This window comes from Candidatus Flexifilum breve, assembly GCF_016713355.1.
This window is the reverse complement of sequence record NZ_JADJPI010000025.1, coordinates 19,295-43,806: the sequence shown is the minus strand read 5'-3', so window position 1 is coordinate 43,806 and position 24,512 is coordinate 19,295. Positions and strand designations below refer to the sequence as shown.

Annotated in this window: 34 protein-coding genes and 1 pseudogene; 31 read left to right on the top strand and 4 right to left on the bottom strand. The window is 62.3% G+C overall.

Going from position 1 to position 24,512, the window contains the following annotated elements; all coding sequences use genetic code 11:
- Positions 1 to 100: 100 nt before the first annotated feature.
- The 5 genes from IPK17_RS21070 to IPK17_RS21050 all read left to right on the top strand — a co-directional run bounded on the left by IPK17_RS21070 (position 101) and on the right by IPK17_RS21050 (position 2,433).
- The gene (locus IPK17_RS21070; RefSeq protein ID WP_343419673.1) at positions 101 to 328 is read left to right on the top strand and encodes a hypothetical protein; all 228 of its coding nucleotides are present in this window, start codon (positions 101 to 103) and stop codon (positions 326 to 328) included.
- A complete protein-coding gene (locus IPK17_RS21065; RefSeq protein WP_343419672.1) occupies positions 286 to 669 on the top strand; it encodes a hypothetical protein in 384 nt (127 codons plus the stop codon). The genes IPK17_RS21070 and IPK17_RS21065 overlap by 43 nt, the downstream gene beginning before the upstream one ends.
- Before the next feature lie 109 nt (positions 670 to 778).
- Positions 779 to 1,630 (top strand): hypothetical protein, encoded by an 852-nt coding sequence (locus IPK17_RS21060; RefSeq protein ID WP_343419671.1) that lies wholly within the window; start codon positions 779 to 781, stop codon positions 1,628 to 1,630.
- Positions 1,602 to 2,213 carry a hypothetical protein gene (locus IPK17_RS21055; protein WP_343419670.1) on the top strand — a complete coding sequence of 204 codons (612 nt, stop codon included), beginning with the start codon at positions 1,602 to 1,604 and terminating at the stop codon, positions 2,211 to 2,213. Before IPK17_RS21060 ends, IPK17_RS21055 begins: the two co-directional genes overlap by 29 nt.
- Positions 2,197 to 2,433, top strand: coding sequence for a hypothetical protein (locus IPK17_RS21050; RefSeq protein ID WP_343419669.1), 237 nt, complete (start codon positions 2,197 to 2,199; stop codon positions 2,431 to 2,433). Before IPK17_RS21055 ends, IPK17_RS21050 begins: the two co-directional genes overlap by 17 nt.
- Here the strand turns inward: IPK17_RS21050 and IPK17_RS41100 are convergent, their stop codons facing one another.
- A complete protein-coding gene (locus IPK17_RS41100) occupies positions 2,434 to 2,709 on the bottom strand; it encodes a hypothetical protein (protein WP_502748961.1) in 276 nt (91 codons plus the stop codon). It lies immediately after the preceding gene.
- 24 nt (positions 2,710 to 2,733) lie between these two features.
- Between IPK17_RS41100 and IPK17_RS21040 the strand changes: the two genes are divergently transcribed.
- From IPK17_RS21040 to IPK17_RS20955, 18 genes are all read left to right on the top strand, one after another.
- Positions 2,734 to 3,879 carry a citryl-CoA lyase gene (locus IPK17_RS21040; RefSeq protein WP_343419667.1) on the top strand — a complete coding sequence of 382 codons (1,146 nt, stop codon included), beginning with the start codon at positions 2,734 to 2,736 and terminating at the stop codon, positions 3,877 to 3,879.
- Between the two features lie 2 nt (positions 3,880 to 3,881).
- The gene (locus IPK17_RS21035; protein ID WP_343419666.1) at positions 3,882 to 4,811 is read left to right on the top strand and encodes an alpha/beta hydrolase; all 930 of its coding nucleotides are present in this window, start codon (positions 3,882 to 3,884) and stop codon (positions 4,809 to 4,811) included.
- A 502-nt stretch (positions 4,812 to 5,313) separates the two neighbouring features.
- The gene (locus IPK17_RS21030) at positions 5,314 to 6,135 is read left to right on the top strand and encodes a hypothetical protein (protein ID WP_343419665.1); all 822 of its coding nucleotides are present in this window, start codon (positions 5,314 to 5,316) and stop codon (positions 6,133 to 6,135) included.
- Entirely contained in the window at positions 6,125 to 6,865 is a 741-nt protein-coding gene (locus IPK17_RS21025) for a sensor histidine kinase (RefSeq protein ID WP_343419664.1), read from the top strand. Before IPK17_RS21030 ends, IPK17_RS21025 begins: the two co-directional genes overlap by 11 nt.
- Before the next feature lie 40 nt (positions 6,866 to 6,905).
- Complete coding sequence (locus tag IPK17_RS21020) at positions 6,906 to 7,424, top strand: DmsC/YnfH family molybdoenzyme membrane anchor subunit (RefSeq protein WP_343419663.1); 519 nt, start codon at positions 6,906 to 6,908, stop codon at positions 7,422 to 7,424.
- Positions 7,425 to 7,547: 123 nt separating this feature from the next.
- The gene (locus tag IPK17_RS21015; RefSeq protein ID WP_343419662.1) at positions 7,548 to 7,847 is read left to right on the top strand and encodes a hypothetical protein; all 300 of its coding nucleotides are present in this window, start codon (positions 7,548 to 7,550) and stop codon (positions 7,845 to 7,847) included.
- A 94-nt stretch (positions 7,848 to 7,941) separates the two neighbouring features.
- Positions 7,942 to 8,304: a response regulator gene (locus tag IPK17_RS21010; protein WP_343419661.1), complete on the top strand. Its 363-nt coding sequence runs from the start codon at positions 7,942 to 7,944 to the stop codon at positions 8,302 to 8,304.
- Between the two features lie 14 nt (positions 8,305 to 8,318).
- Positions 8,319 to 8,498: a response regulator transcription factor gene (locus IPK17_RS21005; RefSeq protein WP_343419660.1), complete on the top strand. Its 180-nt coding sequence runs from the start codon at positions 8,319 to 8,321 to the stop codon at positions 8,496 to 8,498.
- Between the two features lie 382 nt (positions 8,499 to 8,880).
- Positions 8,881 to 8,994, top strand: a complete 114-nt coding sequence (locus IPK17_RS21000; RefSeq protein WP_343419659.1) for a twin-arginine translocation signal domain-containing protein — start codon at positions 8,881 to 8,883, stop codon at positions 8,992 to 8,994.
- Positions 8,949 to 9,254 carry a hypothetical protein gene (locus tag IPK17_RS20995; protein ID WP_343419658.1) on the top strand — a complete coding sequence of 102 codons (306 nt, stop codon included), beginning with the start codon at positions 8,949 to 8,951 and terminating at the stop codon, positions 9,252 to 9,254. Before IPK17_RS21000 ends, IPK17_RS20995 begins: the two co-directional genes overlap by 46 nt.
- On the top strand, positions 9,194 to 9,904 hold the full coding sequence (locus IPK17_RS20990) for a molybdopterin-dependent oxidoreductase (RefSeq protein ID WP_343419657.1): 711 nt from the start codon (positions 9,194 to 9,196) through the stop codon (positions 9,902 to 9,904). Before IPK17_RS20995 ends, IPK17_RS20990 begins: the two co-directional genes overlap by 61 nt.
- Positions 9,905 to 9,994: 90 nt before the next feature.
- Complete coding sequence (locus IPK17_RS20985; RefSeq protein WP_343419656.1) at positions 9,995 to 10,267, top strand: molybdopterin-dependent oxidoreductase; 273 nt, start codon at positions 9,995 to 9,997, stop codon at positions 10,265 to 10,267.
- Positions 10,177 to 11,040, top strand: a complete 864-nt coding sequence (locus IPK17_RS20980; RefSeq protein ID WP_343419655.1) for a molybdopterin-dependent oxidoreductase — start codon at positions 10,177 to 10,179, stop codon at positions 11,038 to 11,040. Before IPK17_RS20985 ends, IPK17_RS20980 begins: the two co-directional genes overlap by 91 nt.
- Positions 11,037 to 11,336 (top strand): molybdopterin dinucleotide binding domain-containing protein, encoded by a 300-nt coding sequence (locus tag IPK17_RS20975; protein ID WP_343419654.1) that lies wholly within the window; start codon positions 11,037 to 11,039, stop codon positions 11,334 to 11,336. Before IPK17_RS20980 ends, IPK17_RS20975 begins: the two co-directional genes overlap by 4 nt.
- A 14-nt stretch (positions 11,337 to 11,350) precedes the next feature.
- Positions 11,351 to 11,971 carry a DMSO/selenate family reductase complex B subunit gene (locus IPK17_RS20970; protein WP_343419456.1) on the top strand — a complete coding sequence of 207 codons (621 nt, stop codon included), beginning with the start codon at positions 11,351 to 11,353 and terminating at the stop codon, positions 11,969 to 11,971.
- Positions 11,972 to 11,975: 4 nt separating this feature from the next.
- Entirely contained in the window at positions 11,976 to 12,236 is a 261-nt protein-coding gene (locus IPK17_RS20965; RefSeq protein WP_343419653.1) for a hypothetical protein, read from the top strand.
- The gene (locus IPK17_RS20960; protein ID WP_343419652.1) at positions 12,223 to 12,915 is read left to right on the top strand and encodes a DmsC/YnfH family molybdoenzyme membrane anchor subunit; all 693 of its coding nucleotides are present in this window, start codon (positions 12,223 to 12,225) and stop codon (positions 12,913 to 12,915) included. Before IPK17_RS20965 ends, IPK17_RS20960 begins: the two co-directional genes overlap by 14 nt.
- Before the next feature lie 199 nt (positions 12,916 to 13,114).
- Positions 13,115 to 13,609 carry a TorD/DmsD family molecular chaperone gene (locus tag IPK17_RS20955; protein WP_343419651.1) on the top strand — a complete coding sequence of 165 codons (495 nt, stop codon included), beginning with the start codon at positions 13,115 to 13,117 and terminating at the stop codon, positions 13,607 to 13,609.
- Here IPK17_RS20955 and IPK17_RS20950 read toward each other — a convergent pair.
- Positions 13,596 to 13,733 (bottom strand): hypothetical protein, encoded by a 138-nt coding sequence (locus IPK17_RS20950; protein ID WP_343419650.1) that lies wholly within the window; start codon positions 13,731 to 13,733, stop codon positions 13,596 to 13,598. The genes IPK17_RS20955 and IPK17_RS20950 overlap by 14 nt on opposite strands.
- A 147-nt stretch (positions 13,734 to 13,880) precedes the next feature.
- On the opposite strand from IPK17_RS20950, the gene IPK17_RS20945 reads away from it, so the two are divergent.
- The 5 genes and pseudogenes from IPK17_RS20945 (at position 13,881) to mobA (ending at position 16,186) form a co-directional block, all read left to right on the top strand.
- Positions 13,881 to 14,480 (top strand): hypothetical protein, encoded by a 600-nt coding sequence (locus IPK17_RS20945; RefSeq protein WP_343419649.1) that lies wholly within the window; start codon positions 13,881 to 13,883, stop codon positions 14,478 to 14,480.
- The gene (locus IPK17_RS20940) at positions 14,429 to 14,995 is read left to right on the top strand and encodes a 4Fe-4S binding protein (RefSeq protein WP_343419648.1); all 567 of its coding nucleotides are present in this window, start codon (positions 14,429 to 14,431) and stop codon (positions 14,993 to 14,995) included. The genes IPK17_RS20945 and IPK17_RS20940 overlap by 52 nt, the downstream gene beginning before the upstream one ends.
- On the top strand, positions 14,949 to 15,092 hold the full coding sequence (locus IPK17_RS20935; protein WP_343419647.1) for an FmdE family protein: 144 nt from the start codon (positions 14,949 to 14,951) through the stop codon (positions 15,090 to 15,092). Before IPK17_RS20940 ends, IPK17_RS20935 begins: the two co-directional genes overlap by 47 nt.
- Complete coding sequence (locus tag IPK17_RS20930; protein WP_343419646.1) at positions 15,086 to 15,595, top strand: FmdE family protein; 510 nt, start codon at positions 15,086 to 15,088, stop codon at positions 15,593 to 15,595. The genes IPK17_RS20935 and IPK17_RS20930 overlap by 7 nt, the downstream gene beginning before the upstream one ends.
- Positions 15,596 to 15,599: 4 nt before the next feature.
- Positions 15,600 to 16,186: pseudogene (gene mobA / locus IPK17_RS20920) on the top strand (molybdenum cofactor guanylyltransferase).
- Positions 16,187 to 16,341: 155 nt separating this feature from the next.
- Here the strand turns inward: mobA and IPK17_RS20915 are convergent.
- The gene (locus tag IPK17_RS20915; RefSeq protein WP_343419643.1) at positions 16,342 to 17,190 is read right to left on the bottom strand and encodes an MFS transporter; all 849 of its coding nucleotides are present in this window, start codon (positions 17,188 to 17,190) and stop codon (positions 16,342 to 16,344) included.
- Positions 17,191 to 17,303: 113 nt separating this feature from the next.
- Here IPK17_RS20915 and IPK17_RS20910 point away from each other — a divergent pair, with 113 nt between their 5' ends.
- Positions 17,304 to 17,474: a hypothetical protein gene (locus tag IPK17_RS20910; RefSeq protein ID WP_343419642.1), complete on the top strand. Its 171-nt coding sequence runs from the start codon at positions 17,304 to 17,306 to the stop codon at positions 17,472 to 17,474.
- Between the two features lie 537 nt (positions 17,475 to 18,011).
- Here the strand turns inward: IPK17_RS20910 and IPK17_RS20905 are convergent.
- Positions 18,012 to 19,367, bottom strand: a complete 1,356-nt coding sequence (locus IPK17_RS20905; RefSeq protein ID WP_343419641.1) for an SH3 domain-containing protein — start codon at positions 19,365 to 19,367, stop codon at positions 18,012 to 18,014.
- A gap of 153 nt (positions 19,368 to 19,520) precedes the next feature.
- Between IPK17_RS20905 and IPK17_RS20900 the strand changes: the two genes are divergently transcribed.
- Both IPK17_RS20900 and IPK17_RS20895 read left to right on the top strand, forming a co-directional pair.
- A complete protein-coding gene (locus tag IPK17_RS20900; RefSeq protein ID WP_343419640.1) occupies positions 19,521 to 23,450 on the top strand; it encodes a hypothetical protein in 3,930 nt (1,309 codons plus the stop codon).
- Positions 23,447 to 24,445, top strand: a complete 999-nt coding sequence (locus tag IPK17_RS20895) for an SH3 domain-containing protein (protein WP_343419639.1) — start codon at positions 23,447 to 23,449, stop codon at positions 24,443 to 24,445. The genes IPK17_RS20900 and IPK17_RS20895 overlap by 4 nt, the downstream gene beginning before the upstream one ends.
- Positions 24,446 to 24,512 lie beyond the last annotated feature (67 nt).

Here is a 24,512-nt window from a genome sequence, read left to right as displayed (position 1 = left end):
TGGCGCACAGTTCGTTGGCAGATTCCACGACTGAAAGATGCTTGTCTCTCCGAGGTCGGCGTTGTGCTCCACAACACCGGTGAAGTCTGGGAAACAGGCAGTGTCTACCTCGAGTCGCTCGATTGGGGTGGCCCGCCGAGCTGGCTACCCCACCACGTCCGCCGGAGCGTTCCCTGAATCCGGCGGCATCAGCCAATGGACGCGCCTGCGCGGTTACTGGCTGGAAGACGGCGCGTATCACGGCAGCGGCGTTGGGGAATGCGAGTCGTATTCTGGGGATATCGAGTGGTCAAATTACGCGCTCGAAGTGGCGCTCGTGAGCCGCTAATCGGTGACCATCATAACATCCATGTGCGCGTGCAGGTGCGCTGCGGAGCTTGCGTTTCGGGCTTTTGCAGCGCCGAATGGCTGCGTCGCCTTGTCAAGAAGGACAAAACCTATCAGCCAGTCGCGACTGCGCCGTTCGCATGGCAGTCCAACACCCGCTATACCTTGCGTTTGACTGTGAAAGACAACTCGCTGACGGCGACTGTCACTGCGCCGGATGGCACAGCGCAGACGCTCACGTGGGCCGATGATCTGCGCGATTACCAGCACGGGCAAATCGGCTTATCGACATGGCACGGCGGCCACACCCGCTTCGAATCAGTTCGGTTGACACCAACATGACACGTTTACACGAATACCAAGGCAAAGACATCCTCCGGCAGTTCGGCATTCTTGCCCAAAGGTGCAGCGGTCGCCACGCCGAATGAGGCGCGCCTGCTGGCGATTGGCATTGGCGCTCGGTCGTCATCAAGGCGCAGGCGTGGGTGACCGGGCGCGCCAGGCAAAACCTGATCCACTTCCGCCGATCGCCCGACGCAAGAGCCGCGGCGCCATCGGCTGCCGATTCTTCTGGGGCGACAGGTGGGCGGGAACTTCCGCGTCGACCGGATTCTGGTCGGAGAGCGGCGAAGCTGACACCAGGATACGTCGGCGTGATCGTCGACGATGCGGCGCGCGCCCCGGTCGTGATCTTCAGCAGCCGGGGCGGTACAGGCATCGAGTCATCGCGGCGGAGCACCGACCAAGTCGCGCGGCAGGTGGTCGATATTCGCCTCGGCCTGCAGCGGATCCGAGGCGCGCGATCTGGTGCGGCGCACGGGCATCGACGGCGAACTGCAGAGCCAATGGCGGCGTTCCTGCCCGGGGTCTACCGGCAGCGCGGACGTACGAAGCGCGTACCGCCGAAATCAACCCGCTGGCGCTCACCGAACGTGGCGAGCTGATCGCGCTGGATGCCCGCTTCACGATTGACGATTACGCCGTCTACCGTCACCCCGACCTCGGCATTGAAATCGCCCGCGAATTCGACCGCCCACCAACTGAGTTGGAGAAGATCGCGTGGAACGTCGAGAAGCATGACTATCGCGGCACCTTCTATTTCATCCAGATGCAGACCGACTTCCGCAAGGGCGAGCGCGTGATCGGCTTTCACGGCGCGGGCGGCGGCGGCAGCATGATGAACCATGGGATGCGCTGCTCGCCCACGACTTCAAGATCGCCAACTTTGTCGATACCAGCGGCAACCCGCCCGCCAGCAAAGTCTACCGCGCGGCGTGCATCATCTCAGCCAGCGCGGCATTGACGGTTATTACGCGGGCGGGAGCGGTGTCGCCAGTCGGGAACAGTTCCACTCGGCGCGCGGGCTGGTCAAGGCGTTCATGGACCAGAGTTTAGACGTCCCCGTGCTGCGCGTGGGCGGCAACGCCGAAGATCAGGCGAGCCATTCTGCTGCGCGCGAACGGGGCCTTCCCGCGCCCATCGAAGCGTATGGTCGCGACGACTCGCCCGATTTCTGTGTGGATCGCCTGCAAACGCTGGTCGAGAGCTATACCCCTGCCGAGAATCCGCCGCCGCGCCCGCCCTTCGCGCCGCAGGAGCCGTACAGCTTCGCGACGGTCACGGGCGGCACGGTGACGTATGATCACGCCGTGTGCCGCACTTGCGCCAGCAAAGCCTGCGTGCAGACCTGCGTGCCGCAAATCCTCTCGGTCGTCAATGACGTGCCCGTGCTCAACATTTCGCTGGAACAGGCGAAAAAAGGCGGCTGCACCGAATGTCTGGCGTGCGAAGTCGAATGCCATTTCCTGGGCAACCGCGGCGGGCGGATCTTCCTGCCGATTAGCGGCTTACCCGACGTAGGGGGCAACCATGTCCATTCTGATTGATCCCGACCAGCGCGTCATCATTCAGGGGATCACGGGGCGCGAAGGTCTGACGCGCGCGCGGTTGATGCGCGGCTACCATACACAGGTGGTCGCGGGCGTGACCCCCGGCAAAGGCGGCGGATGCCGAAGCCGGCGTCCCCGTATTCGACTCAGTGCGCGGCGCACGGAAGCGGTCGGTGAGGATCGACATCAGCGTGCTGTTTGTGCCTGCCGCGCTTAGTCAAATGCGGCGCTGGAAGCCATCGACGCGGGTCAAGCGCCCGGATCGTGCCGGATCGCGTGGCCGATCTACGATGTGGTAATCGACAGACGCGGCGCGGGCGGGCGCGCAGTTCATCGGCCCCAACACGCTCGGCGTGCTCAGCCCGGATAAAGGCGTGCTCGGCATGATGGGCGGGCAGGGCCGCCAGCGCGAAAGACTGCTTCTCCCCCGGCCCGGTCGGTGTGACCAGCCGCGCAGCGGCGCCATGACCAAGCACCGCACTACCTTGCCCATGCGGGCATCGGCGCATCGACGCTCGTGCACGTCGGCGGCGGTGCCATCGTCGGCCTGCCGCATGCCGAAGTGCTGAAGCTGTTTCAGGCCGATCCCCAGACCGAAGCGGTCGTCATGTTTGGCGAGATCGGCACGTCGCAGGAAGAAGCCGCCGCCGCGCTCATCGAGTCGGGCGCGTTCACCAAACCGCTGATCGCCTACATCGGCGGCAAGGCGGCCAAGAGCGGCACACGCTTCAGCCACGCCGGCGCGATCATCGAAGGGAATCGCGGCACGCATGCCAGCAAAGTCGCGCGCCTGCGTGAAGTCGGCGCGCACATCGTCGAGTCGTTCGCGGACATCCCCCGCGTGACCGCGAGCATCGTTAAGCCGAGAAAGGTCGTTCCGGTGAGCAAACCTGAGAAAGATGAAGACAGTCTGCACTGGAAGACGGCCATCACCGACATCAAGCCCAACGAGATTCGCCTGCGCGGGCAGCGTATCGACGACCTGATGGGGCGCGTCTCCTTCAGTCAGGCGATCTATCTCGCGCTAACGGGCGATCTCCCATCCGAACCCGTCGGGCGGCTGCTCGATGCGCTGCTCGTCTCCTCGCTGGACCACGGCGCGAGTCCGCCGTCGGCGCTGGCGGCGCGGACTTCGGCCAGCACGGGCGCGCCGATCAATGCGGCGGTCGCCGTCGGGCTGTTGAGCATCAACAAGCATCACGGCGGCGCGGTCGAAGACTGCATGCGCCTGATTCAGTCGGCGCTCGACCTCGCCCGGGCTGATAGCCTCACGCCGGAAGCAGCGGCGGATAAGCTGGTCGAAGCCAAGCGCGCGGCGAAAGCCCGCCTCCCCGGTTTCGGTCACCGCATCCACACCGCGGATCCGCGTACCGCCCGCCTGCTCGATCTCGCCACCGAAGCGGGCGTCGCCGGGGCGGCCGTGGCGATGGTCGCGGCGCTGCGGGATGCGTGGGCGCGGCAGTCGGGCAAACCGCTGCCGATCAACGTGGATGGCGCGATGGCGGCGGTGCTCCTCGACCTGCACATTCCCATCGAACTGGGCAACACCTTCTTCATGATGGCGCGCGTGCCGGGCTTAGTCGCACACGTGTACGAAGAACAGACACGCGAGCGCCCGATGCGCCGCATTCACCCGACCGATCATGAGTACGATGGACAGTGACCATGCTGGCAAAATTTCTGTGGATCGCCGTTCTGTGTCTATGGTTGATCGGGGGACGCGCCGTGGCGCAAAGTGAGGGCAGCGTGCTCATCCGCGAAGATTTCCAGTCGGCGACGCTCGGGCGGACGTATCAGTACACCGCCATCCTGCCCGCGGGCTATGCTGCGAGTGATGTCCGCTATCCCGTGATCTATCTGCTGCATGGGCGCGGCGACGTCATGGACTCGTGGCTCGAAGCGCGCGACATACTCGACCGTCTCATTGCGGACGGTTCGATCCCGCCGCTGATCGCCGTGCTGCCGGATATGCCGTCCAGTGACCGGGCGGGCTACTACATCGATTCGCAGTACACCGGATCGCTCTACCGCGGTGAAGCGGTCGAAACGGCCTTCATGCAGGATCTCATCCCGCACATCGACGCGACGTACCGCACCTCCACCAACCGCGAGGCGCGGCTCGTCGGCGGCTATTCAATGGGCGGCTACGGCGCGATCCGCTACTCGCTGGCCTACCCGGAGCTATTTGGCGGCGCACTTGTGCTCAGCCCGGCGGTCTATGTCCCCCTCCCGCCCGCCGATTCGAGCACGCGCGAGTTTGGCGCGTTCGGCAGCGGCGACGCCTTGTTCGACGAAGCGCTCTATCAGAGCCTGAACTATCCCGCCCTGCTGGATTCTGTCGCGGCGAGCGGCCTGCCGCTGTCCTTGTTCATCGCAGTGGGCGACGACGAGTGGAAGAACCCGAATCCGGAAGACTATCTGCACGACCTCGACATGGAAGCCCATCTGTTCTTCAATCACGTGGCGCGGGTGAGCAACATCCGCTCCGAATTCCGCGTGTATGATGGCGGGCACGATTGGGGCGTGTGGGGCGCGGTCTCGACGAAGGCTGCGCTTCCTCGCGGATTTCATCACCACGGACGGGGCACGGGCTGACGCACGGCCTGTTGCAGAGATGAAGGACAGCCTCTTTTAAAACAATCAACAATCAGGGGGATTGTAGGGACGCCCAACAGGGCGTCCGCAAATCAAACAGCCCACCCCGAATCCAGGGAGGGGAGCCAGCAAAGCCTCTTTCTCCCCTCTTTTTTCGGTTGAGGACAGGACACTTTTAACAGTTGAGCCATTGTAGGGACGCGCTTCTGCGCGTCCGTGGTCAGCGGACGGCCAGAAGGCCGTCCCTACAAGGTGTCATTTAAGGGAAGATAGTCTCGAAATATTAAAAATATCCTGCCGTGAATCTCTTCGTAGAAGGGCTGGTGGCGAGGTCGCCTTTGGCCTCACCCCAGCCTGAGCACGACCCCGTCGACCACTTTATCAACCAACGAGTTCGAATGCAGTATACTCACTACGACTCCGGATGAAGCCCTCTGCCTCGTTCCGGATGATCGAGAACGACTCATGTTGATGATGTACTTCCTCTACGGATTGTCCTTCAGTGGACTGGGACTGGCCGCCCTGCTTCAGTGCCCCGCCGGGGCTGGCGTTCTGCCGCTGCACCGCCAATTCCTTCGTTGGCCGCATTTGGCTTAGCCTATGCGGGCGTCGGCTGACCGATATGTTTCTCATCAGCGGGACACAGCCGGAAATTCAGGGGGTTCTCCATTTCCTGCGCATGGTCTTACAGCCGATCTCCGGGCTGCTGCTGCTGCGCTTTGGCTGGGGCATGCTCACGCAGATGACGCCGCTGCCCTCGTGGACGCGCATCATTCCGAGCATTTTGACCGTCCCGCTGGCCTTTGTGATCACCTACGCGGCCACCACCTTTGTGACACCTTCGCCAATCCACATCCCCATTGACATCTGGTCACGCTACCTGCTGTATCTGCCGGGCAGCATCATGGCCGGAATCGGCTTCATCCGCCAGAGCAACCAGCACAAACAGCGCGGCTTCCCCGATGCCAGCTACCTGATGATGGGCGCGGCGATCGCCTTTCTGAGCGAGGCGCTGGTCGTCGGGTTAATCGTCCCGGCGGCGCCCTATGGTCCCGTATCGTATTACGACTATGATCGCGTACATTTCGACCTCGATTGTGCCGGATCTGGACGCGCCGACCGACCCCTTCACCATCGTCGACTGGTCGACTACGCGCATGTCCTGCAAGCCACCGGCCTCCCGATCCATTCTGGCGCATGCTCGGCGCTCGCACTCCTAGTGTTCGTCGTGCGCAGCCTCGACGTATTCGATGCGATTGAGCGCCGCCGCATTCAACCCTTGCAGGAGGAACGCGATCTCGCCCAGTCCAACGTTGATTCTTGAAGTGCTGCAAGCGGCGCAAGCCTATCGTACCGTAGGGACAGAAGCGGCTGGTTGGCAAGCGGATCTCTGCCTGTGGGTCGAGGCGACGGTCAGCGAAGCGGCATTTGTCCCCCTGCTCCTCAACAATGTGGCTGTGGGTGTCCTCTGGAGCGCCCGCACCAAGTCCGATCCGTATACGGCGGATGATCTGCTCGGGTTGGAACGACTCGCCAACCAGTCGGTGATCGCCATTCAGCACAGCCTGATGGCCGCGCAGATTCAATCGCTGGCGGTCGTCGGGGAGCGCGCCCGCATCGCCCGCGAAATGCATGACAGTCTGGCGCAGATTTTGGGCTATATGAATTTGCAGGCGCAGACGCTCGAAGCGCTGTTGAAGCAAAACAAGCAGGAAGCGTTGTTCGCGGAGATTAAACGGATGCGCGAAGCCATCCAGACCGCGCACGCCGACGTCCGCGAAAACATTCTGAGCCTGCGAACCACCCTGTCGACCGAGGCCGGGGTCGCGTCGGCCATGCTCGAATATCTCGACGGCTTCAGCTTACAAACCGGCATCGACATCAAGCTAGAGAACCAGCTCGACGGTTACCTGGGCTTGTCGCCGCTCGCGGAAGTGCAGTTGGTCTGTGTGCTGCAGGAAGCGCTGGCGAACGTCCGCAAGCATGCCCGCGCCACCGGAAGTCTCGGTCAACTGACGCGGCGGGTTGGGTGCGTATCTGGAAATCACGGATAACGGCGTCGGCTTCGTCGAACCGGAACGAGGATGACTCCCCATGGTTAACTTACGCGAATGGGCGCTGCCCGTCTACACCATCATGATGCAGATGTCAGCGGGCAGCATGCTGGCTCTGTGGGTCCTGTATACGGTGGCTTTGCGCCGCTATGGGCCGGAGATCGCCACTAAACTCACCAAGAACCCGCTCATCGTCATCGTCGTGACGGTGATAACGGCGATGATTGGCTCGCATTATCATCTCAGCCGCCCCGCCTTCTCGCTGTTCGCGGTGCTCAATTTTCAGTCGTCGTGGCTGAGCCGCGAAGTCGGTTTTACGGTGGTCTTTGCGGGCTTGGCGGGCTTATTGCTGCTCGTGCTGTTGTACCGACCGAGCGGTCAAAGGCCAACTGGCGCTCGGTTGGGACGCGGTGACGATGGGCGTGGTCACGGTCTGTGCGATGTCACGGGTGTATTTGCTGCCCACTCAGATCGCGTGGAATTCCGGTCGCCACGCCGATCGCGTTTTTCTGTGCGATGGTGCTGTTGGGCGTCATCGGCATGGCGGTCGTCCTGTTGATCAATCCGTATCTTCACCTTGAACAAAGATAGCGATCTGGTGCTCATTCGGGCTGTGACCCGCCGCGTGTTAACCCTCGCCTGCGGGTGGCGATCCTCGTGGGGCTGATTGAGCTGGCGAATTATGGCCTTCCAGATTGTATTTGTACAACCAGGGTCAACCGCTCACGCCAGCCTGTATCTGCTGCTCGGCTTGTATCGCGCTCTGTTTGTCATCCGCGTCGCACTGCTGATCGCTGGCGTGCTTGCCCTGTCACTGGTTACACTCTGGCAGCAAAGACGATCCAAACCGGTCGTGCGCTTTCTGGCATCGATCTATCTGACGTTCCTGATGGTTTTGATCAGCGAAGTGCTTGGGACGGTTTCTCTTCTATGCAGTCCATGTGCGGACGGGTATCTAGTGCGACGAAAGAGTCTACCATGACCATTAAAGTGCTGATTGTCGACGATCATAAGCTCTTCCGGCAGGGTCTGCGCAACGATGAGTACCCGCGATGACATCGTCGAGGTGGTGGGTGGTGGCCACCGCCGCCGAAGCCATCAAACTGGCGGGGGCAAGCTTCCGGCCTGATGTCATCCTGATGGATATCTACATGCCTGAGGTCGATGGGCTGGAGGCCACGCGCGCTATCAAAAAACTGTATCCTGAGATCGCCGTGGTGATCCTCACATCTTCTGAAAAGGACAGCCATTTATTCGAGGCTGTGCGCGCTGACGCGGCGGGCTATCTGCTGAAAAATCTGGATGCCGACGAACTCTTCAATATGCTGGAAGGTGTGGCGAAGGGCGAAGCGGCGATGACGCGCGCGATGGCCTCCAAGGTGCTGAAGGGGATCGCCCGTCAGCAAATCGGCGGCCCCGACGAGAGATCGAAACGCTGACCGAACGCGAGATCGTGGCGTTGCATCTGGTCGCGCAGGGCGAAAGCAACCCGCAGATCGCCGAGAAACTCTCCATCTCGACCAATACGGTCAAAACCCACCTCAGCAACATCCTCAAGAAGCTGCAGCTCGATAACCGCGCGCAGGTCGCCGCCTACGCGGTCGAGCACGGGATCAAGTCGTCACCCGATTAGCGGACGGCCAGGATCTCCTCACAACCTGTGGACAAGCTGTGGGGCCATTTCCAATCGGACCGCAGTTTGCCTAACCTCACCCTATATCCCCTCTCCGAAAAGAGGAGAGGGGACTTAAAACTCTGCTTGGCAGACCTCACCTCTAGGGAAGGGAGACAACATCGCTTGCCAAACCGAATTGGTTATCGTTGGACGCGCAACGGCGCGTCCGCTGTCTTCGACCCTAACCATTAGCGGCGCTTATCACCCGATTGGGTGAGATCGAGAAATGCTCCACCCTGTTGATGTCCCCACTTGTGAAAAAAAAAGCATAATCAGCCATCGTGTGTCAGCATTGACACGGCTCGTCTCTCCTTAGTGATTCCAGCATGGGAGGAATTCTATGGCTGCCAGAGAATTTATTAATGACCTAATCACAAGTAGTATCATGTCCCGCCGCAGCTTCCTTAAATGGAGCGCCATCTTCGGTGGCACAGCGGCGGTTGCGAGCATTTGACCAGCCTCCCCGGCCAACAAGGGGTCGGCAGTGTCGCAGCGCAGGAACAGGCCGAAGAAAACGTGGTCTGGACGTCCTGCGTGGTGAACTGCGGCAGCCGCTGCCCGCTGCGCCTCCATGTCAAAGATGGCGTGGTCGTCCGCGTCGAAACCGACAACCTCGGCGACGACGAATTGGCAATCATCAGGTGCGCGCCTGCGTGCGTGGCCGCTCGGTTCGCCAGCGCATTTACAATCCCGACCGCCTCAAGTACCCGATGAAGCGGGTTGGCGCCCGTGGCTCCGGCGAATTTGAGCAGATTAGCTGGGAAGAAGCCTTTGATCTGATCGCCAACAAGATTAAAGAGCTGGTTGAGAATTATGGCAACGAATCGATTTATCTGAACTACGGCACGGGCACGCTCGGCGCGACCGTGGCGAAGTCGGCCGCCCAGCGCCACCCCGATTGCCCGCCTGATGAACTGCTTGGTGGCTACCTCAATCACTATGGCGATTACAGCGCCGCCCAGATTGAGTCCGGCCTACCGTATACGTTTGGCAACACGTGGGCGGATACGTGGGTGACCAACAACAGCATCGAAGACATCGTCAACAGTAAACTGCTGGTCTACTTTGGCAACAACCCCGGCGAAACGCGCATGAGCGGCGGCGGGATGGTCTACAGCCTCCAGCACTACAAGCAGGTCAGCGGCGCGAAGATGATCGTCATCGACCCGCGCTATACCGATACGGCGGTCACCGCCGCCGACGAATGGATCCCCATTCGCCCCGGCACCGACGCCGCGTTGATCAGTGCACTGGCCTACGTCATGATCACCGAAAATCTGCACGATCAGGCGTTCCTCGACACCTACTGCGTCGGCTTTGACCGCGCGCATATGCCGGAAGGCTACGAAGATCAGGACAGCTAATCCGACTATATCCTCGGTACGGGCGCGGATGGCGTCGCCAAGACTCCGGCCTGGGCCGCGGCGATTACGGGCATTCCCGCGCAGAAGATCGTGCAGCTGGCGCGCGAAATCGCGCTGACCAAGCCGTGCTTCATCACGCAGGGCTGGGGGCCGCAGCGTCAGGCGAACGGCGAACAGACCAGCCGCGCCATCCCCATGCTGGCCATCCTGACCGGCAACATCGGTATCCACGGCGGCGGCACCGGCGCGCGCGATCGGGTTACGGCATTGGCATGGCGGGCTTCCCGCCCCTGCAAAACCCGGTTCAGACCTACATCTCCGTGTTCAACTGGCCGGATGCCATTCTGCACGGCCGGGAAATGACCGCCACCAAAGACGGCGTGATCGGTAAAGACAAGCTCGATGTGCCGATCAAGTTCATCTGGAGCTATGCGGGCAACGCGCTGATCAACCAGCACGCCGATGTCAATCACACCCGCGAAGTTCTGGGCGATGACACCAAGTGCGAAATGATCGTGACCGTGGACGTGCATATGACGCCCAGCGCCCGCTGGTCGGACATTCTGCTGGCGGACACCACCAATCTCGAAAAGATGGACATCGCCCTGAACGGTGATACCAGCAGCATGGGCTACGCCATCTTCTGCGAGCAAGCCATTGAACCGATGTTTGAGACGATGCACGTCTACGACATGTGCGCCGAAATCGCCAAGCGACTGGGTGTCGAAGACCAGTACACCGAAGGCCGCACGGTCGAAGACTGGCTGCGCTTCTGCATCGACGAAACCCGCGCCACCAACCCGGATTGGCCGGACTTTGAAACCTTCCGCGAAATGGGCATCTACAAGGTCACCAATCAGGGTGAACCCTACGTCGCCTATCAGGGTTTCCGCGAAGACCCCGCCTCTAATCCGCTGTTGACCCCCTCGGGCAAGCTGGAAATCTTCTCGGCGCGCCTGCATGAGATCGGCCAGACGTGGGAACTGCAGGAAGGCGATGTGATTTCCGGCCTGCCCATCTACATGCCGACGTGGGAAGGCGTCGCCGACCCGCTGCGCGAAACCTACCCGCTGCAGTTGATCAGCGCGCACTTCCAACAGCGCACGCACTCGACCTACGGAACGTGCCATGGATGAAGGAAGTCGCCCCGCAGGAAGTGTGGATTAACCCCATCGACGCCGAAGCCCGCGGTATCCGCAACGGGGATCGCGTCTTCGTATACAACGGTCGTGGTAAGACGCACGTGCCGGCTCGCGTCACCCCGCGCATCATCCCCGGTGTGGTCCATCTGTCCGAGGGCGCGTGGTATACCCCGGATGCGGACGGTACCGATCAGGCAGGTTGTGTCAATGTGTTGACACGTTATCGCCCCTCCCCGCTGGCAAAAGGCGACCCCATGCACACGGTTCTGGTTGAAGTTGAGAAAGCGTAAAGGGGAATACTCAAATGGCTAACAAATTGGGATTCTACTTCAATGGCGGCGCGTGCACGGGTTGCAAGGCCTGCCAGATTGCCTGTAAAGATAAGTCGGATTTGCCCATTGGCGTCAACTGGCGGCGCGTCGCCGAATATACGGGCGGCGAGTGGGTGACCAACCCCGATGGCTCGGTTGTGCAGAACGTCTTTGCCTACTACACGTCGATGGCCTGCAACCACTGCGAAAACCCGATCTGCGCCGAAGTCTGCCCCACGCAGGCAATGTTCAAGCGCGAAGACGGCGTCGTCATGATCGACGAGAGCAAATGCATCGGCTGCCGGTACTGCGAATGGGCGTGTCCGTATGGCGCGCCGCAGTTCAACGAGGAAGCGGGCGTCATGACGAAGTGCAACTTCTGTCAGGACTACCTCGCGGAAGGCAAGTCACCGGCGTGTGTGGCGGCTTGTCCGTCGCGCGCCCTGTTCTTCGGTGAGATCGACACGCTCCGTGCCGAACACGGGACGCTGGCGGAAATTGCTCCGCTGCCCCCGGCTGACATCACCAACCCGAATCTCGTCATCCAACCGCATCACCATGCCCGCGCAGTCGGTTCCACGGCTGGCAAACTGATTAATCCCGAGGAGGTCTAGAGCGATGCAAGGGAATGAATGGTCACTCATCATCTTCACGACGGTCATGCAAATGGCCGTTGGCTCATTCGTCATTCTGGGTGGCATCCACTTTTTTGCGACGCGGCGCTATGATGCTAAAGCGGCGGACGCCCTGAGCGACCGCGCCTTACTGGCGATTGGCCCCGTAGTCGTGCTGGCCTTGCTGGTCACCTTCCTCCACTTGGGAACCCGCTCAACGCGCCGCGCGCCGTCACCAATCTCGGCACGTCGTGGTTGGTCGTGAAATCACATTGGCGCTGGTGTTTGCGGTCGGTGGCGCGGTCTTTGCGCTGCTGCAGTGGCGTAAAATCGGTTCAGCCAGTGTGCGCAATGTGCTCGGCTTGCTGCTGGCGGCGGTCGGTCTGGTGCTGGTCTGGTCGATGGCGCAGGTCTATCTGCTGCCAACCGTCCCCGCGTGGAACTCACCCGCCACCATCGTGACGTTCTTCATCACTACGTTGTTGCTAGGGTCACTGGCGGTTGGTTCGGCCTTTGTCATAACCTATCAGTATCTGCGCGGTCGCGGCAAGCTGCCAGATACCGACATCCAGTTCGACATCCTCTCCACCACCCTCCGCTGGATCGTCCTGATTTCGCTGGTGCTGCTCGGGGTTCAGTTCGTGGTCATCCCGCTGTATTTTGCCAGCCTTGCCCAACAGGGATCGGCGGCGGCGCTCAGCAGCATCTCGTTGATCCTGAACGAAGGCGGCGCTCTGCTGGCTCTGCGCTTGGTTCTGTTGTTTGTCGGCGCGGGCATCTTCTCGATCTTCATGTATCGCAGCGCGTCCAACCAGGCCAAAACCCGCGTGACGGCTTATCTGGCCTACAGCGTTCGTTTGTGTGCTGGTTTCCGAAATCGTCGCGCGCTTCCTGTTCTATCAGAGCATGGTGCGCATCGGGCTGTAGATCAAGGCGCAGCCTGACCTGTGAATAGAGAGAGATAAGCGCGAGCGGCTTTACTCCCCACTCACGCTTATCTCTATCGATCAACTATTTGGAGTAATCCATCATGGAAAATACGGACACTGTCGCACTCTCAGACAAGCTCATCGCGACCTACCTGGCCTATCGTTTTCTGGGCACGGCGTTTTTGAAGCCCCCACCGTCGACCTGCTCGAACAGTTGCAGCAGGATGATCTCTTCGCCGATTGGCCGCTGGAAAGCACGAACGACGCCCTGAAAACCGGGCTGGAGACCTTGCAGGCCTTTTTCCGCGGCTGGCAGGCGGAAGACTTCGACGCGGTCCGGCGCGACTTTGCCCGCTTGTTCATCGGCCCCGGTCACTTACCCACCCCGCCGTGGGAATCGGTGTACCGCAATGAAGAACGGCTGATCTTCGACAAGCAGACGCTGCAGGTGCGGCTCCTGTTTCGCCAGTTTGGGATGGTCGTCCCAACGGTGCGCCATGAGCCGGAGGAGTCACTTTGGGCTGGAAATGCTGTTCGTCGCGCATCTGTGTCAGGTGGCGCTGAGGGCATTCGCACCGACCAACCGTATCACACGGACATCGCTCTCGCCGCGCTTGACAGCTTCTTTGGCGAGCATATCGGCCAGTGGGCGCTGCCTTCCTCGCCGATGTCAAGGAAGCGGCGCAGACACCCTATTATCGCGGTTTGAGCTGGCTGGCGTCCGGAAGCATCCAGCACACGCTGGAAGCCTGGCACATCGAGAGCGACTCAGTGGCTTCGACATGAACCTGATCGAGCTGGCGCTGGCCGCCGAGGCCTTCGTCCAACAGCAACCGGTTATCCAACAGACGACGGCGCAGTGCGTGCGCACGAAAATGTGCACGCGGCCTGTGACCGGTGCGCGGCCCCTGTGCCGACCGGAGCCATTCGGCTGGACAGTGATTTACCCAGTGACTCCCGAGCAATGCATCAAATGCGGTGTGTGTTTACATACCTGCCCGTTGGGCGTCTTCGAACGCCCCGACGGTTTTCAACGCCTGATCTCTAATGCCCACGGCCTACGCAAGCATCAGGTGGTCGACATTGCCTGTGTGCGTCACCCTGCCCCCCAAACCACCGCGCCTGCGGTCGCTGGAGTCGTTCAAACCAAGAACTGTCTCGCCGAACTTGGCGTGTCCGCCTGGGTGGGGCTGCTCGCGGTGGGGGTTGAGCAGGTGCGCGTGCGCCTCGATGCCTGTGCCGACTGTCCGCTGCGCGTCTTATATCCCAGCATTGAACAGGGCATCGCCGCGACCCGCCAGCTGCTCGCCGAGCTGGACCGGGCGGATGCGGTCGTCCCCGTCTATGCCGCCGACGCCGATTGGGTCGAACGCCCGTTACACCATAACACACCCGCGCGTCTGTCACGGCGCGGCCTGTTCGCGTCACTGGTGAGTCCCGAGGCCGCCGCGCAGCAGCAGGCCATCAACCTCATCGATGAAGGCGATGGCTCTGACCAACTCTCCCGTGAGCGGCGCTTACTCAGGTTTTGCGCCTGCTCACGGAGCAGATGCCCGATCTGCCCGAAGCGGCGCGCCTAGACGGCGCTGGTTTCGTGCAGTTGGTGGTTTCCGATGCCTGTAACGCCTGCGGTTTATGTGAGCGCGTTTGCCCGACCGCTGCGCTGCATGTGACCAAGACCGAGGATCAGTTTATGGTCATCTTTGCAGCGCAGCGCTGTCTGGATTGCCACTTGTGCGTCGACTACTGCGAACCGCGCGCCCTGACGGTGTATGGTGCGCCGTCGCTGCGCCATGTACTGGACGAGGCGCGTCTGCTCCTGCATACCGGGCACATGAAGGAGTGCACGCGCTGCCAGACGCGGTTCGCTGGCTCACCAGAGCAAACCTTGTGCCCAACATGCACTTTCCGCCGTGAACATCCCAGCGGTGTGCATCTGCCCGAGGCGGTGCTGGCGCAATTGCCCGCCGCCACCCGTGAACGCTTACTGGCTGTGAACGCCAACCGCGCTTCAGCGCTCGAGCCTAAAGCAAAGGTAGATAGAACCAATGGCAGACCTACACGAAATTTTGGCCATCACCGAGGCGCAGCATAAACACCTGTGTCCGCGTCAGGTCCTTGGTGTGCGCATGGGGTTGTACGCGGCGGAACTGCTTGGGCTGGATCTCCCCAGTCGGATAAGCGCGTGCTGACCTTTGTCGAGACGGATGGCTGCTTCGCGGACGGCATCGCCGCCGCGACTGGCTGCACGCTCGGACATCGCACCTTGCGCCATATCGATCACGGCAAATCGGCGGCGGTGTTTGTAGATACCCAAAACCGGCTGGCGATCTGGATTCACCCTGCGCCCGAAGCGCGTCAACTCGCGGCCTCTTCCCTGCCGGACGCGAAGAGCCGCTGGCACGCGCAGTTGGAAGCCTATCAGGTGTTGTCGAACATGGATTTGTTCGTGGCTCAGGAAGTGATCTTGAACCTCTCCGTGCACGATCTCGTCAGCCGACCGGGCATCCGCGTGACCTGTGCAGTCTGTGGCGAAGAGATTATCAACGGGCGCGAGGTCATCAGCGGCGGTCAGCCGCTCTGTCGTCACTGCGCGGGTGAAGCCTATTTTCAGGTGAAGTGTGATTCAGCGTGGTTGGCCGACCCCGCAGTGATCAGCCCTGACGAGCGGATCCTGAGCCAGATCGGTGGTTGAACCGATGGCGGCGCAAATCGCGATTCTCGCGGGGGGGCAGTCCCGGCGCATGGGCACGGACAAGAGCTTTGTCCGGCTGAACGAAAGCCGCTGCTCCAACACGTGATCGAGCGCGTCTCAGCCTTGCAACTGCCGCTCGTGTTGATCGCCAATGACCCCGCGAAATACGCTGATTTTGGCCTGCCGGTGATCACCGATGTGCTTCCCAACGCTGGATCGTTATGCGGGATCTACACGGCGGTGCAGCACGGGGACGCCGAATACACGCTGTGCGTCGCCTGTGACATGCCCTTCCTCAACCCGGCGCTCCTCCGCTACCTGCTCGATCAAGCGACTGGTGTCGATGCCGTGGTGCCGTTCGTCGACGGCACCGCCCATGCCCTGCACGCGATCTACCGCCGCACGTGTCACGCCGTCATGCGGGAACAGATTCTGAGCGGCGATCTGACTATTCGCCGGGTATTTCCGCAAGTCAACACCCGCTGGGTGAGCGCCGACGAGCTGTGCTTGCTGGATCCCGATTTGCGCTCGCTGGTCAACGTGAACACGCCGCAGGAGTTGGCACAGTTTCACACCGCCAAGCCTGAATAATGGTTCAATCGGCGGTAAATTCAGAGTGATGGGTGACTGCACTCACTTCACCGTGATATAGCGCCGAACCACAAAGATCGCGACCAGATTCAACCCAATCGCCACCAGACAATTCGCCAGCAGCCCGGAAGCGAACAGCAGCGGAGCAACGGGGGTCAGCAGCGCGCGCCCAGCGTGACCGCGGTCATCAGCACCGTCATATACATCGCGCGGGCATTCGGGCTCAGCTCGGTGGCGAGGGGAATGCTGGCGACGACGCTCAATTCAAACGTGAGATAGAAGAAGAACAGCCCGACCAGCGCCAAATTCAGATTCCCCCCGGTCAACGGCAGAATGAGGCACGCCACAATGTTGCCGCTCACGCCAAGCAGCACCAGGCGCCGCTTGCCAAACTTATCGGCGAAAAAGGTCACGATGCCCTCCCCGCCCAGTTCCGACAACCCGATAACCGCCGCGGCCACTGCCAGCGCGGCCAGTTGAATGCCGAACGACGCTTCAATCCACGTGCCGAAAACCACACTCACCAGTTGATTCGCCGCGCTGATGCTGAAGCCGAGGCATAGCCCGGCCAGCGCCATCGGGCTGCTGACGGCGGCGCGCAGCGCGGGCAGCAGCGCCCCATGCTGCGCGATAGGTGCATCGCGCTCAACCCGGAACCATACCAGCAGAAAACTCAGCCCAGCGAGCAGCGCCAGCGCCAGAAACGGCGTCTGCCAGTTGTAGGTCGCGAGCAGCCACGTCATGGCCGGGACGCCGAACAGGAAGGCGCCTGACCAGGCCAGTTCGACCATACCTAGGTACAGGCCGCGCCGCTGATACGGCACTTTGTCGCCGATGTACGCCTGCATCGCCGGGCCGAGCGCCGTTCGTCCCAGGCGCCCGAACAGTAGCGCCAGCGCCAGCCCGGTGAAATCGGGCGGGATGAACACGCTGACCATGCCCGCCACGTACAACAGCAGCCCGAGGGAGCATAGTGAATTTGCGCCCGCGCTGTTCGGAGACACGCCCCATGAACGGCGAAACCAACCCGAGGAGCTGCATCAGCGTGAGCACGCTCACAATGGCGCCGACTTCGACGTTCACGCCGCGCGCGAACACGGGCAGCAGCGGGTAGATCATGCGCACGCCCGTGTCGGTGATCGTGCGCGTCCCGGTCAGCAAGGCGACGACCGGCAGCATGGGCGAAATCTTCCGCTTTTCGACCGAAGACGACATCATGAGCGCTGTCCTAAATCACTGGGAAATGGGTAGGCCCTCAGTATGGCACAGGGTCAATCAGTTTGTCTAGGGTTCAGAATAGTTCTGATGTCTCAATTGCTGGACGATGCCGGGCGCAAACGAAGGATGTGGCATTGCCTATAGGTACGCTCATTCGATGTGACCGATTTGATGCGCCGCTCCGACGTCGCCATTCGTCATCAGGAACGCTAGAAAAACCGTACATAGCGTTCATATTTGAGAGTGGAGATATGAACGGTATGTAGAATAATTTTTATGTGTCCGACTTTGGTTTACGCTTGGGCAGTCAACCCTTTCTACCGCTTAACCGGCTGGTACGGTGACCGTACACACCGGCGAATAGTGCAGGCGATCCCCTTCAATGATACGTCCCGGGAGCCGCCTCCCAGATGATGTAGAAACGCCGCACGTAGCGGTCATCGGTGGTGCGAGGCGAAGCGGTTCGCTGGCTTGCCCGGTACGTGCGGGAGCCGATGCGAATGCGCCCCCGGATCGATCTGGGCGGCGTCGCGCTTCGCCAAAGTTGTCGAAGGCCGGTGTGAATGATGGTAACCCGCTGCCCGGCCCGCAGCGGCCGTTGATCGGTTCACACGTCTCCAACGAGAGCGTATTGGTTCCCCGGCGGACGCACATTGTCGACGAAGGGGAGGTCGGCGCACAACCCGCTGACCGCGACCCGGTCAGCACGCAGCCAACTGCCGCTGCGTAACTGCCACCACACATGCCCATCAGGATCGGTCGTTTGCGGCAGCGGGTCGACCCGCTCTCCGGTTTGGAGGCTGGCGACCACTTCGTAGAAATCGCCCGGTCCGCCATACAGATCCGCGAAGCGCTGGACAGTGCGGCGGCAGGTCGTGTCCTCGGTCGCGCGGGCTTCCGGCGTGACCGCCGCTTCCATCTGTGAATGAATATAGGCTGCGCGGGCCGCGGCGATCCCCTCGGCGGAGAGCGGCTCGGCGACGGTGACGCGCGTGGGCAGGTTAGCGACGGGCAAGCCATTCACGATGGCTGGGGTATACGGCGCTGCGGCGCTGATGGTTTCCCCGGTGGCGGTGCTGTAGGAGCCCGCGGGCAAAAATTCCTCCACACCGTCCGCGCCGATCACCGCCTGCCCGTTCAGCGCATAGACGGTGAGCGCCCCATCCGCCGTGAGAAAGAAGGTTCCGGCGAGGGTTAGGTTGACGTCGTTGACACGCAGTCGGACGGCTTGCTCGACATTCGGTGTTTGCAGGAGCAGACCGGAGGTGAGTGCCCCACCGCAAAACGCAGCCGCATCGCTGTGGAGCGTCAACCGCTCAAAGGGTCGCTCGATGATCGAGGCCGCATCGGCGACCGCCAGCGTGCTGACCGTGCCGCTCACGGTCACCAGTTCGGCTGCGATCCAGCCATATTCATCTGTATTGGGAATTTGTGCGCGCAGCCACGCGCCGTCAGCGGTGCGCCCGCTGACGACCACACCTTCATTGACGCCCAGGCGGGCGAGAATCTCCCCGGAGGCGTCCGGCGTTTGGCGAAGGTTGAGCGTGCCGAGCGAAAGCGCGTTCAGCGTGACCAGCGGCGGGATCAGGTTGGTCAGTTCGGCGTTCCCGAACAGCATCAGCCACACAGCGCGTTCCTGAAGCGTGGGCAGATCGGCGCGGATGGTCAGGTGGGCGATACCGAGTTCATCCTCAGTGGAAGTGACGCGCAGCTCGTGGAACGTGTCGGCGGGCGCGCGGTCGCCGGGGAGTGCCGGGGCCAGCTCCGCCGCGAACGTGCCGATCTGCGCGCTGCCGTTGCCAATGCACACGCTTTCGCCTTGCAGTCCGTAACAGGTCGAGGACGCCCGCGCCAGATCGATCAGCACGGTGGGCGGGCAGGTGGGTACATCTTGTCCGAAAGCCGGGGATACAAGCAGGAGGAGCACCAGCACACTCAGCAGGAATGGGTTTAGCTTCATCATATCCCCCTTGATCCGACGACCGCAGCTACTGCTAGACTACCGCAAATTTCCCCAGCGTAGGTCAAGCGTCATGGTCGGCGGCGGAAATCGTATGGTAAGCGCCGCATCGATTTCCCGCATAATGAGGGTAGTCGGCGCACACGGGAGTAGCCCATGAAGCAAAAGTGGCTGCTGGTTCTGTTCCTCCTCTTATTATCCGCTGTTGGCATCACCTGGGCCCAATCCGGCCCGCCGCCGGAGGTGTTTGTCCCCTACCGGCAGATCGGCGAGCTGCGTCCGTTTGGTGTGCAGTACGACCCGACTTTTGATCGCTTCGCGTGGGTCGACCGCGACGGGCGATTGGTGCTCGTCGATGCCGCCACTTACACCGTGCAGCACGTCCTGTATGCATCGGGCGCGTTTAACGCCTACCGCTTCAGTCATGACGGGACGCTGCTGGCGCTGGCCATTGACCGCCGCGTCGAACTGTGGGACACGGCAGGCGGCGAACGCCGGGCGGTCTTCGAGCCGAGCGGAGCGAATCTGGTGCAGGGTCGCCTGCACTTCACGAACGATGATTCGTGGCTGCTGCTGGACACCGTGGTGCCCGCGCCGCCGGAAACCCGGCGCAGCGAAAATGACACCAGCATCATCCCGTGGCTGTGGGATGTCAACGCGGCGCTGGAGCGCGCCCCTTCGCGCGTGGCCAATGGCGAAATCGCGCAGCCGTTTTTCAACTTCCGCAACGGGCTGGTCGTCGGCGCGAACACCTTTCTGATCGCGGGGCTGCCGGGACGGTTGCAGGTGCTGGATGGGCGCGATAATGACTTCCCGGTCAGCGCCGAAATCCTGTCCTCCCGCTTCGAACGCGACCCGATCACGGTGTGGGAGAGCGCAACGGATGAGTTGATGTATGTCGATCCGGTGCTCGACAACGTGCTCGCGCAGGTGAACACGCGCACCGGAACGGTCTTCAATGTGCCGCTCGGACGCGATCTGAGTCAGGCCAACCTCGCCGATCTAGCGGACTTCACGCTCAGCGACAACGCGCGCACCCTGTGCGGGATCGGGTTACAGCACGAAACGTCACTGCTGCGGCTGATCTTCGGGGATAACTATGGGTCATATCAAGGTGGCGATCCGCTCACGGTGACGCTGCTCGACGTGCTGCAGCCCATGACCATGGAGGCAGATCGCGGCGCGCTCCTCGTATCGACCTTTAATGAAACGCGCGGACGCGGCGTGATCGAACTGCTGCGCCCGGTGGATATTCTCGGAATGGCGCTCAGCCCGGATCGCGCGCATCTGCTGGTCCGGCGGGCGTCCGGCGCGCAGCCCGTCGAGGTATACGGCCTCGATTCATGTGCGCTGGAACAGATCATCTACCCGACCGAACCCGATCCCGGCGGTGGACTGCTGGCGTTCAACGCCACAGGCAATGTCATCCTCGCCGACTTCGAGCGCTTTGACGCGGCGACGGGCGAACGCTTGGCGGGCGTGCCGACCTATACCACGCCCTTCGATTACTACGTGTTCAGCGCCGACAACCGCAGCCTGATCACCCTGCGCGGCGGCGAATGGCTGCGCTGGGATATCGAAACCGGCCGCATCGCCGAGCGCAAGTCGATTGCGCTGCACGGCGAGGTGCTGGCGGTCACGCCGGATCAGAGCCGCTACCTGACGCGCGCCGATGCGGCGGACGGGATCACGCTGGAAATTGTCGACATTCGCGCCGACCAGCGCCGCACTCTCACGATCCCCTACCCGACCGACGGCACCATCGAGCAGATTATTCCGTCCGACGACTGGGAAAACGCGCTGGTGGTCTACGGCCTCAACCAGACGAGCCAGCATTATCCCGGCAACGCCATCGCGGTCTACAATTTTGATCGTGGTCAGCTCGTCTACGCGGCGGGCGACGATCTGCCGCAGCCCGAAGACCGCGCTTATGGGTGGCTGGATACGCGCACGGTCTATATCAGCAGTTTCAATACAGAGTATCGGTCACAGCCCGAGCGTGTTTACGGGATTGAGTACCACGAGTCCGGCTTGCCCGCTTGCCTGGTCGCGGCGTTCCCTGATGATTGGAGGCGCTGGCAGCCCGTGTGGGAAAACCTCACGCTGACGCTGCGCGCGGACAGTCTGAACCGGTTGGCGGCGCGGATGTGCGCGGCGCTGCCCGCCGCGGCGAGTGACGTGATCGCCGCGCTGACGCCGACGCCGCGCGCAACCTATGTGTCGCTGGCGACGCCCGCCGCTTACGTGATCCCCGGCGTGCCGACCTGCCTGACTCGCGCGTTTCCCGGTCAAGCGGTGGATTACGCAGCGCTGTGGCGTGAAATGACCACCGATCTCACCCCGGAGGCGGTCGCCACTCTGGAAACGATGCTGTGCGAAGGGCTGATCACGTCGTTGAGCGGCATTGAGCCGACGGCGACGGTCAACCCGAATATGCTCGTGCCCCCCACGGCGACGCCGGTCGATGCTGCGCCCGAATCGGTGGAAGGAGCCGACCGCTATCGCCCGGACGTGATCGCTATCGACATACTGACCGGCAATCGGACGCGCGGTGACTATCTGCCGCCGCAGGGCAGTTCCACGCCCGGTTTGGACCGCGACCTCCTCAGCGAACTGTGGCTCAACCAATTCGGTACGTATCTGGGCGAGCGCGCGGTCAGCGCGGATGGGACTCTGCTGGCGGTACGCGATCCGAACGGCTTCGTGCAAATCTACCGCCTCACGCGCTCGTACAACGACTTCATCGCAGATGAGTTGAACGCGATTGCCACGCGCGCGGCAGGCGGCGGTCCGTCGATTGGCCTCCTCCCGACCGCGACGCTGCCCTTCGATCCGATTGGGGAGATTCGTCCCACACTCACGCCGACGATCACGCCGACCCCGCCGCCGCTGCCATCCGCCACCGCTGTTGGGTCGCTGGTGGGCGTAACCGAGGACGTGTGTCCGGCGCGGACATTGAGCACGCTAGACGCGCTCCCGCCCGGTTTCGCCCCGCCGGGGCGCCTCTTCACCGCGCCGCCACCCGAAACGTTCGATGCGGTGTGGGTGCTCAACCCGCGCACGGGCACTTTTCATCCCGACAATACGATCCCGCGCTGCCACTTGAATGGATCATGCTACCTCTCCCCGAATGGCGCGTGGATGGTGTATCAGGCCGACGGGGTGCTGGTCGCGCAGCCGGACGGATCGGCGGCGCGCACGCTGTTCCCGTTGGAAGCCGCGAATTACTTCCCCGAGGCGTATGCGTGGGCGGGTTCGACGCTGGTGCTGCGCCGCCGGGAATGGCTGCCGGATGAACGCGATCCGGTCATGGTACTGCGCGACTTTGACCCGACGACCGGGCTGGTCTCCGCGCCCTATCGCCGCGATCCGCCCGTGGAGATCGCCGGACTGCCGACGACCGAACTCGCGTGGCAGCCCGGCGGCTCGCTGGCCCTGGTCAGCACGCCTTACGGCATCGGCGGGGCGAAATACTACCTGTATGACGCGGTGAGCGGGACGGCGGAATACTTCGCGCGCAGCGAGGACAGTTCGCTGTGGTATGAGTGGCGTCCCGATGGCGGCGCGCTCTACTATCATGTGAGCGGATCGGACGCGCTGTGGAACGTCTATGACGTGCGCACTGGGGAATATACGGTTCTGGGCGACACGCCGCCGGGTGGAACCTGGTCGCCGGATGGTCGCTATCGCGTCGAGGTGGCCTTTCTGCCCGCCGATGAAGTGCGCGCGCGGGTCGCGGCGGGTGATCTGCCGCCGCAGTTCCAAATCTGGGATAGTCACACTGGGGTGACGCGGCGCTTCTGCGTGCCGGAAAGCGGGCTGTCCAGCAATGCGCCGCTGGATTTCACCTGGTCGCCCGATAGTCGCTACGTGGCCTTCCTCGCCTATCTGCCGCCGCAGGGTGACGCGCCGAACCCGACCGGGACTCCGGACGAACCGCCGCCGACCGCCACACCGATCCCGTTGGAGCAGCAGTACCAGTTCAGCGCGGCGCGCACCATCATCGTGGATACGCAGACCGGGCAAGCGGTCGTCGTGCAGACCGGGATCGGCGATCTGCTGCTGTGGACGGAGGGCGGAGAATGATCTCGAAATCGCACACCCGGGAACGCCGCTGCTGGCTGAGTGCCGCGCTGTTGGTGGTCTTGCTGTTGTTCGCCGTGCCGCTGGCATCAGCGCAGGAGACCGCGCTCGCCTATGTCACCACGCAGGATTTCGTCGCGCTGCGGCATGGCCCGGGGCGCGCCTTCGAGCGCATCACCGTGGTGCCGCCGGAAGTCACGCTCCCGGCCTACGGGCGCTCGTCCGACACGCAGTGGATTCAAGTCGAGTATGAGGGACAGCGTGGGTGGATTGCGTCGATTCTGCTCGTGTGGAGCGGTGACGTGATCAACCTGCCCGTTGACGGGGTTGATCCGGAACCATTCATCCGCCGCGCCGCCGCGCTCGGCATGACCACGCGCGAAACGCCCATCTACCCCGCGTTCACGCACATGCTGCCGCAGTATCAGGTCGGGACCATTCCGGAGGGAGTCGCGCTGGAACTGACCGGGCGTGTCGGCGAAACGGGCTACTTCCGCTTTCAGGTACGCTACGAAGGCCAACTGTACTGGGTGGGATCGTGGGACATCCGGCTGATCGATGGCGATTATCACCGCCTGCTCGATCTGGCCTATCTGTTCCCGTATGGGCGGCTCGTGCAGTCGCTGGAGGAAAACTTAGCCTTTTCGCTGAGCAGCTACACGCGCATTCTCAGCGTGTGGCAGCGCTTACAGCGCGGCGACCGCGTCGCCTGCGACCCGCTCCCGACATATGTCGAACGCACACTCACCGACGGCGATGTGCTGAAAGAACCGCTGTTCGCGCCCGTCATCGTCCCGCTCGACAACGCGGTGAGCGCTATCAACCGGACGATCAGCGTCTTCGCCGATGCCTGTACCACGCCGGGCTACACACTCACCCCGGAGATCATCAATACCCAGCTTGTCGAACTTGCCAGCGCCCAGCGCAACCTGATCCTCGCCGGATCGCTGCTCGAACCGCTGCGCGCGCGTAATCCGCTGTTGGACAGCGGGACTTAACCGACCTCATTCGAAGGAGACGCTTGAACCATGAAACGCCTGTCTGTGCTGTTCATCATCGTCAGTG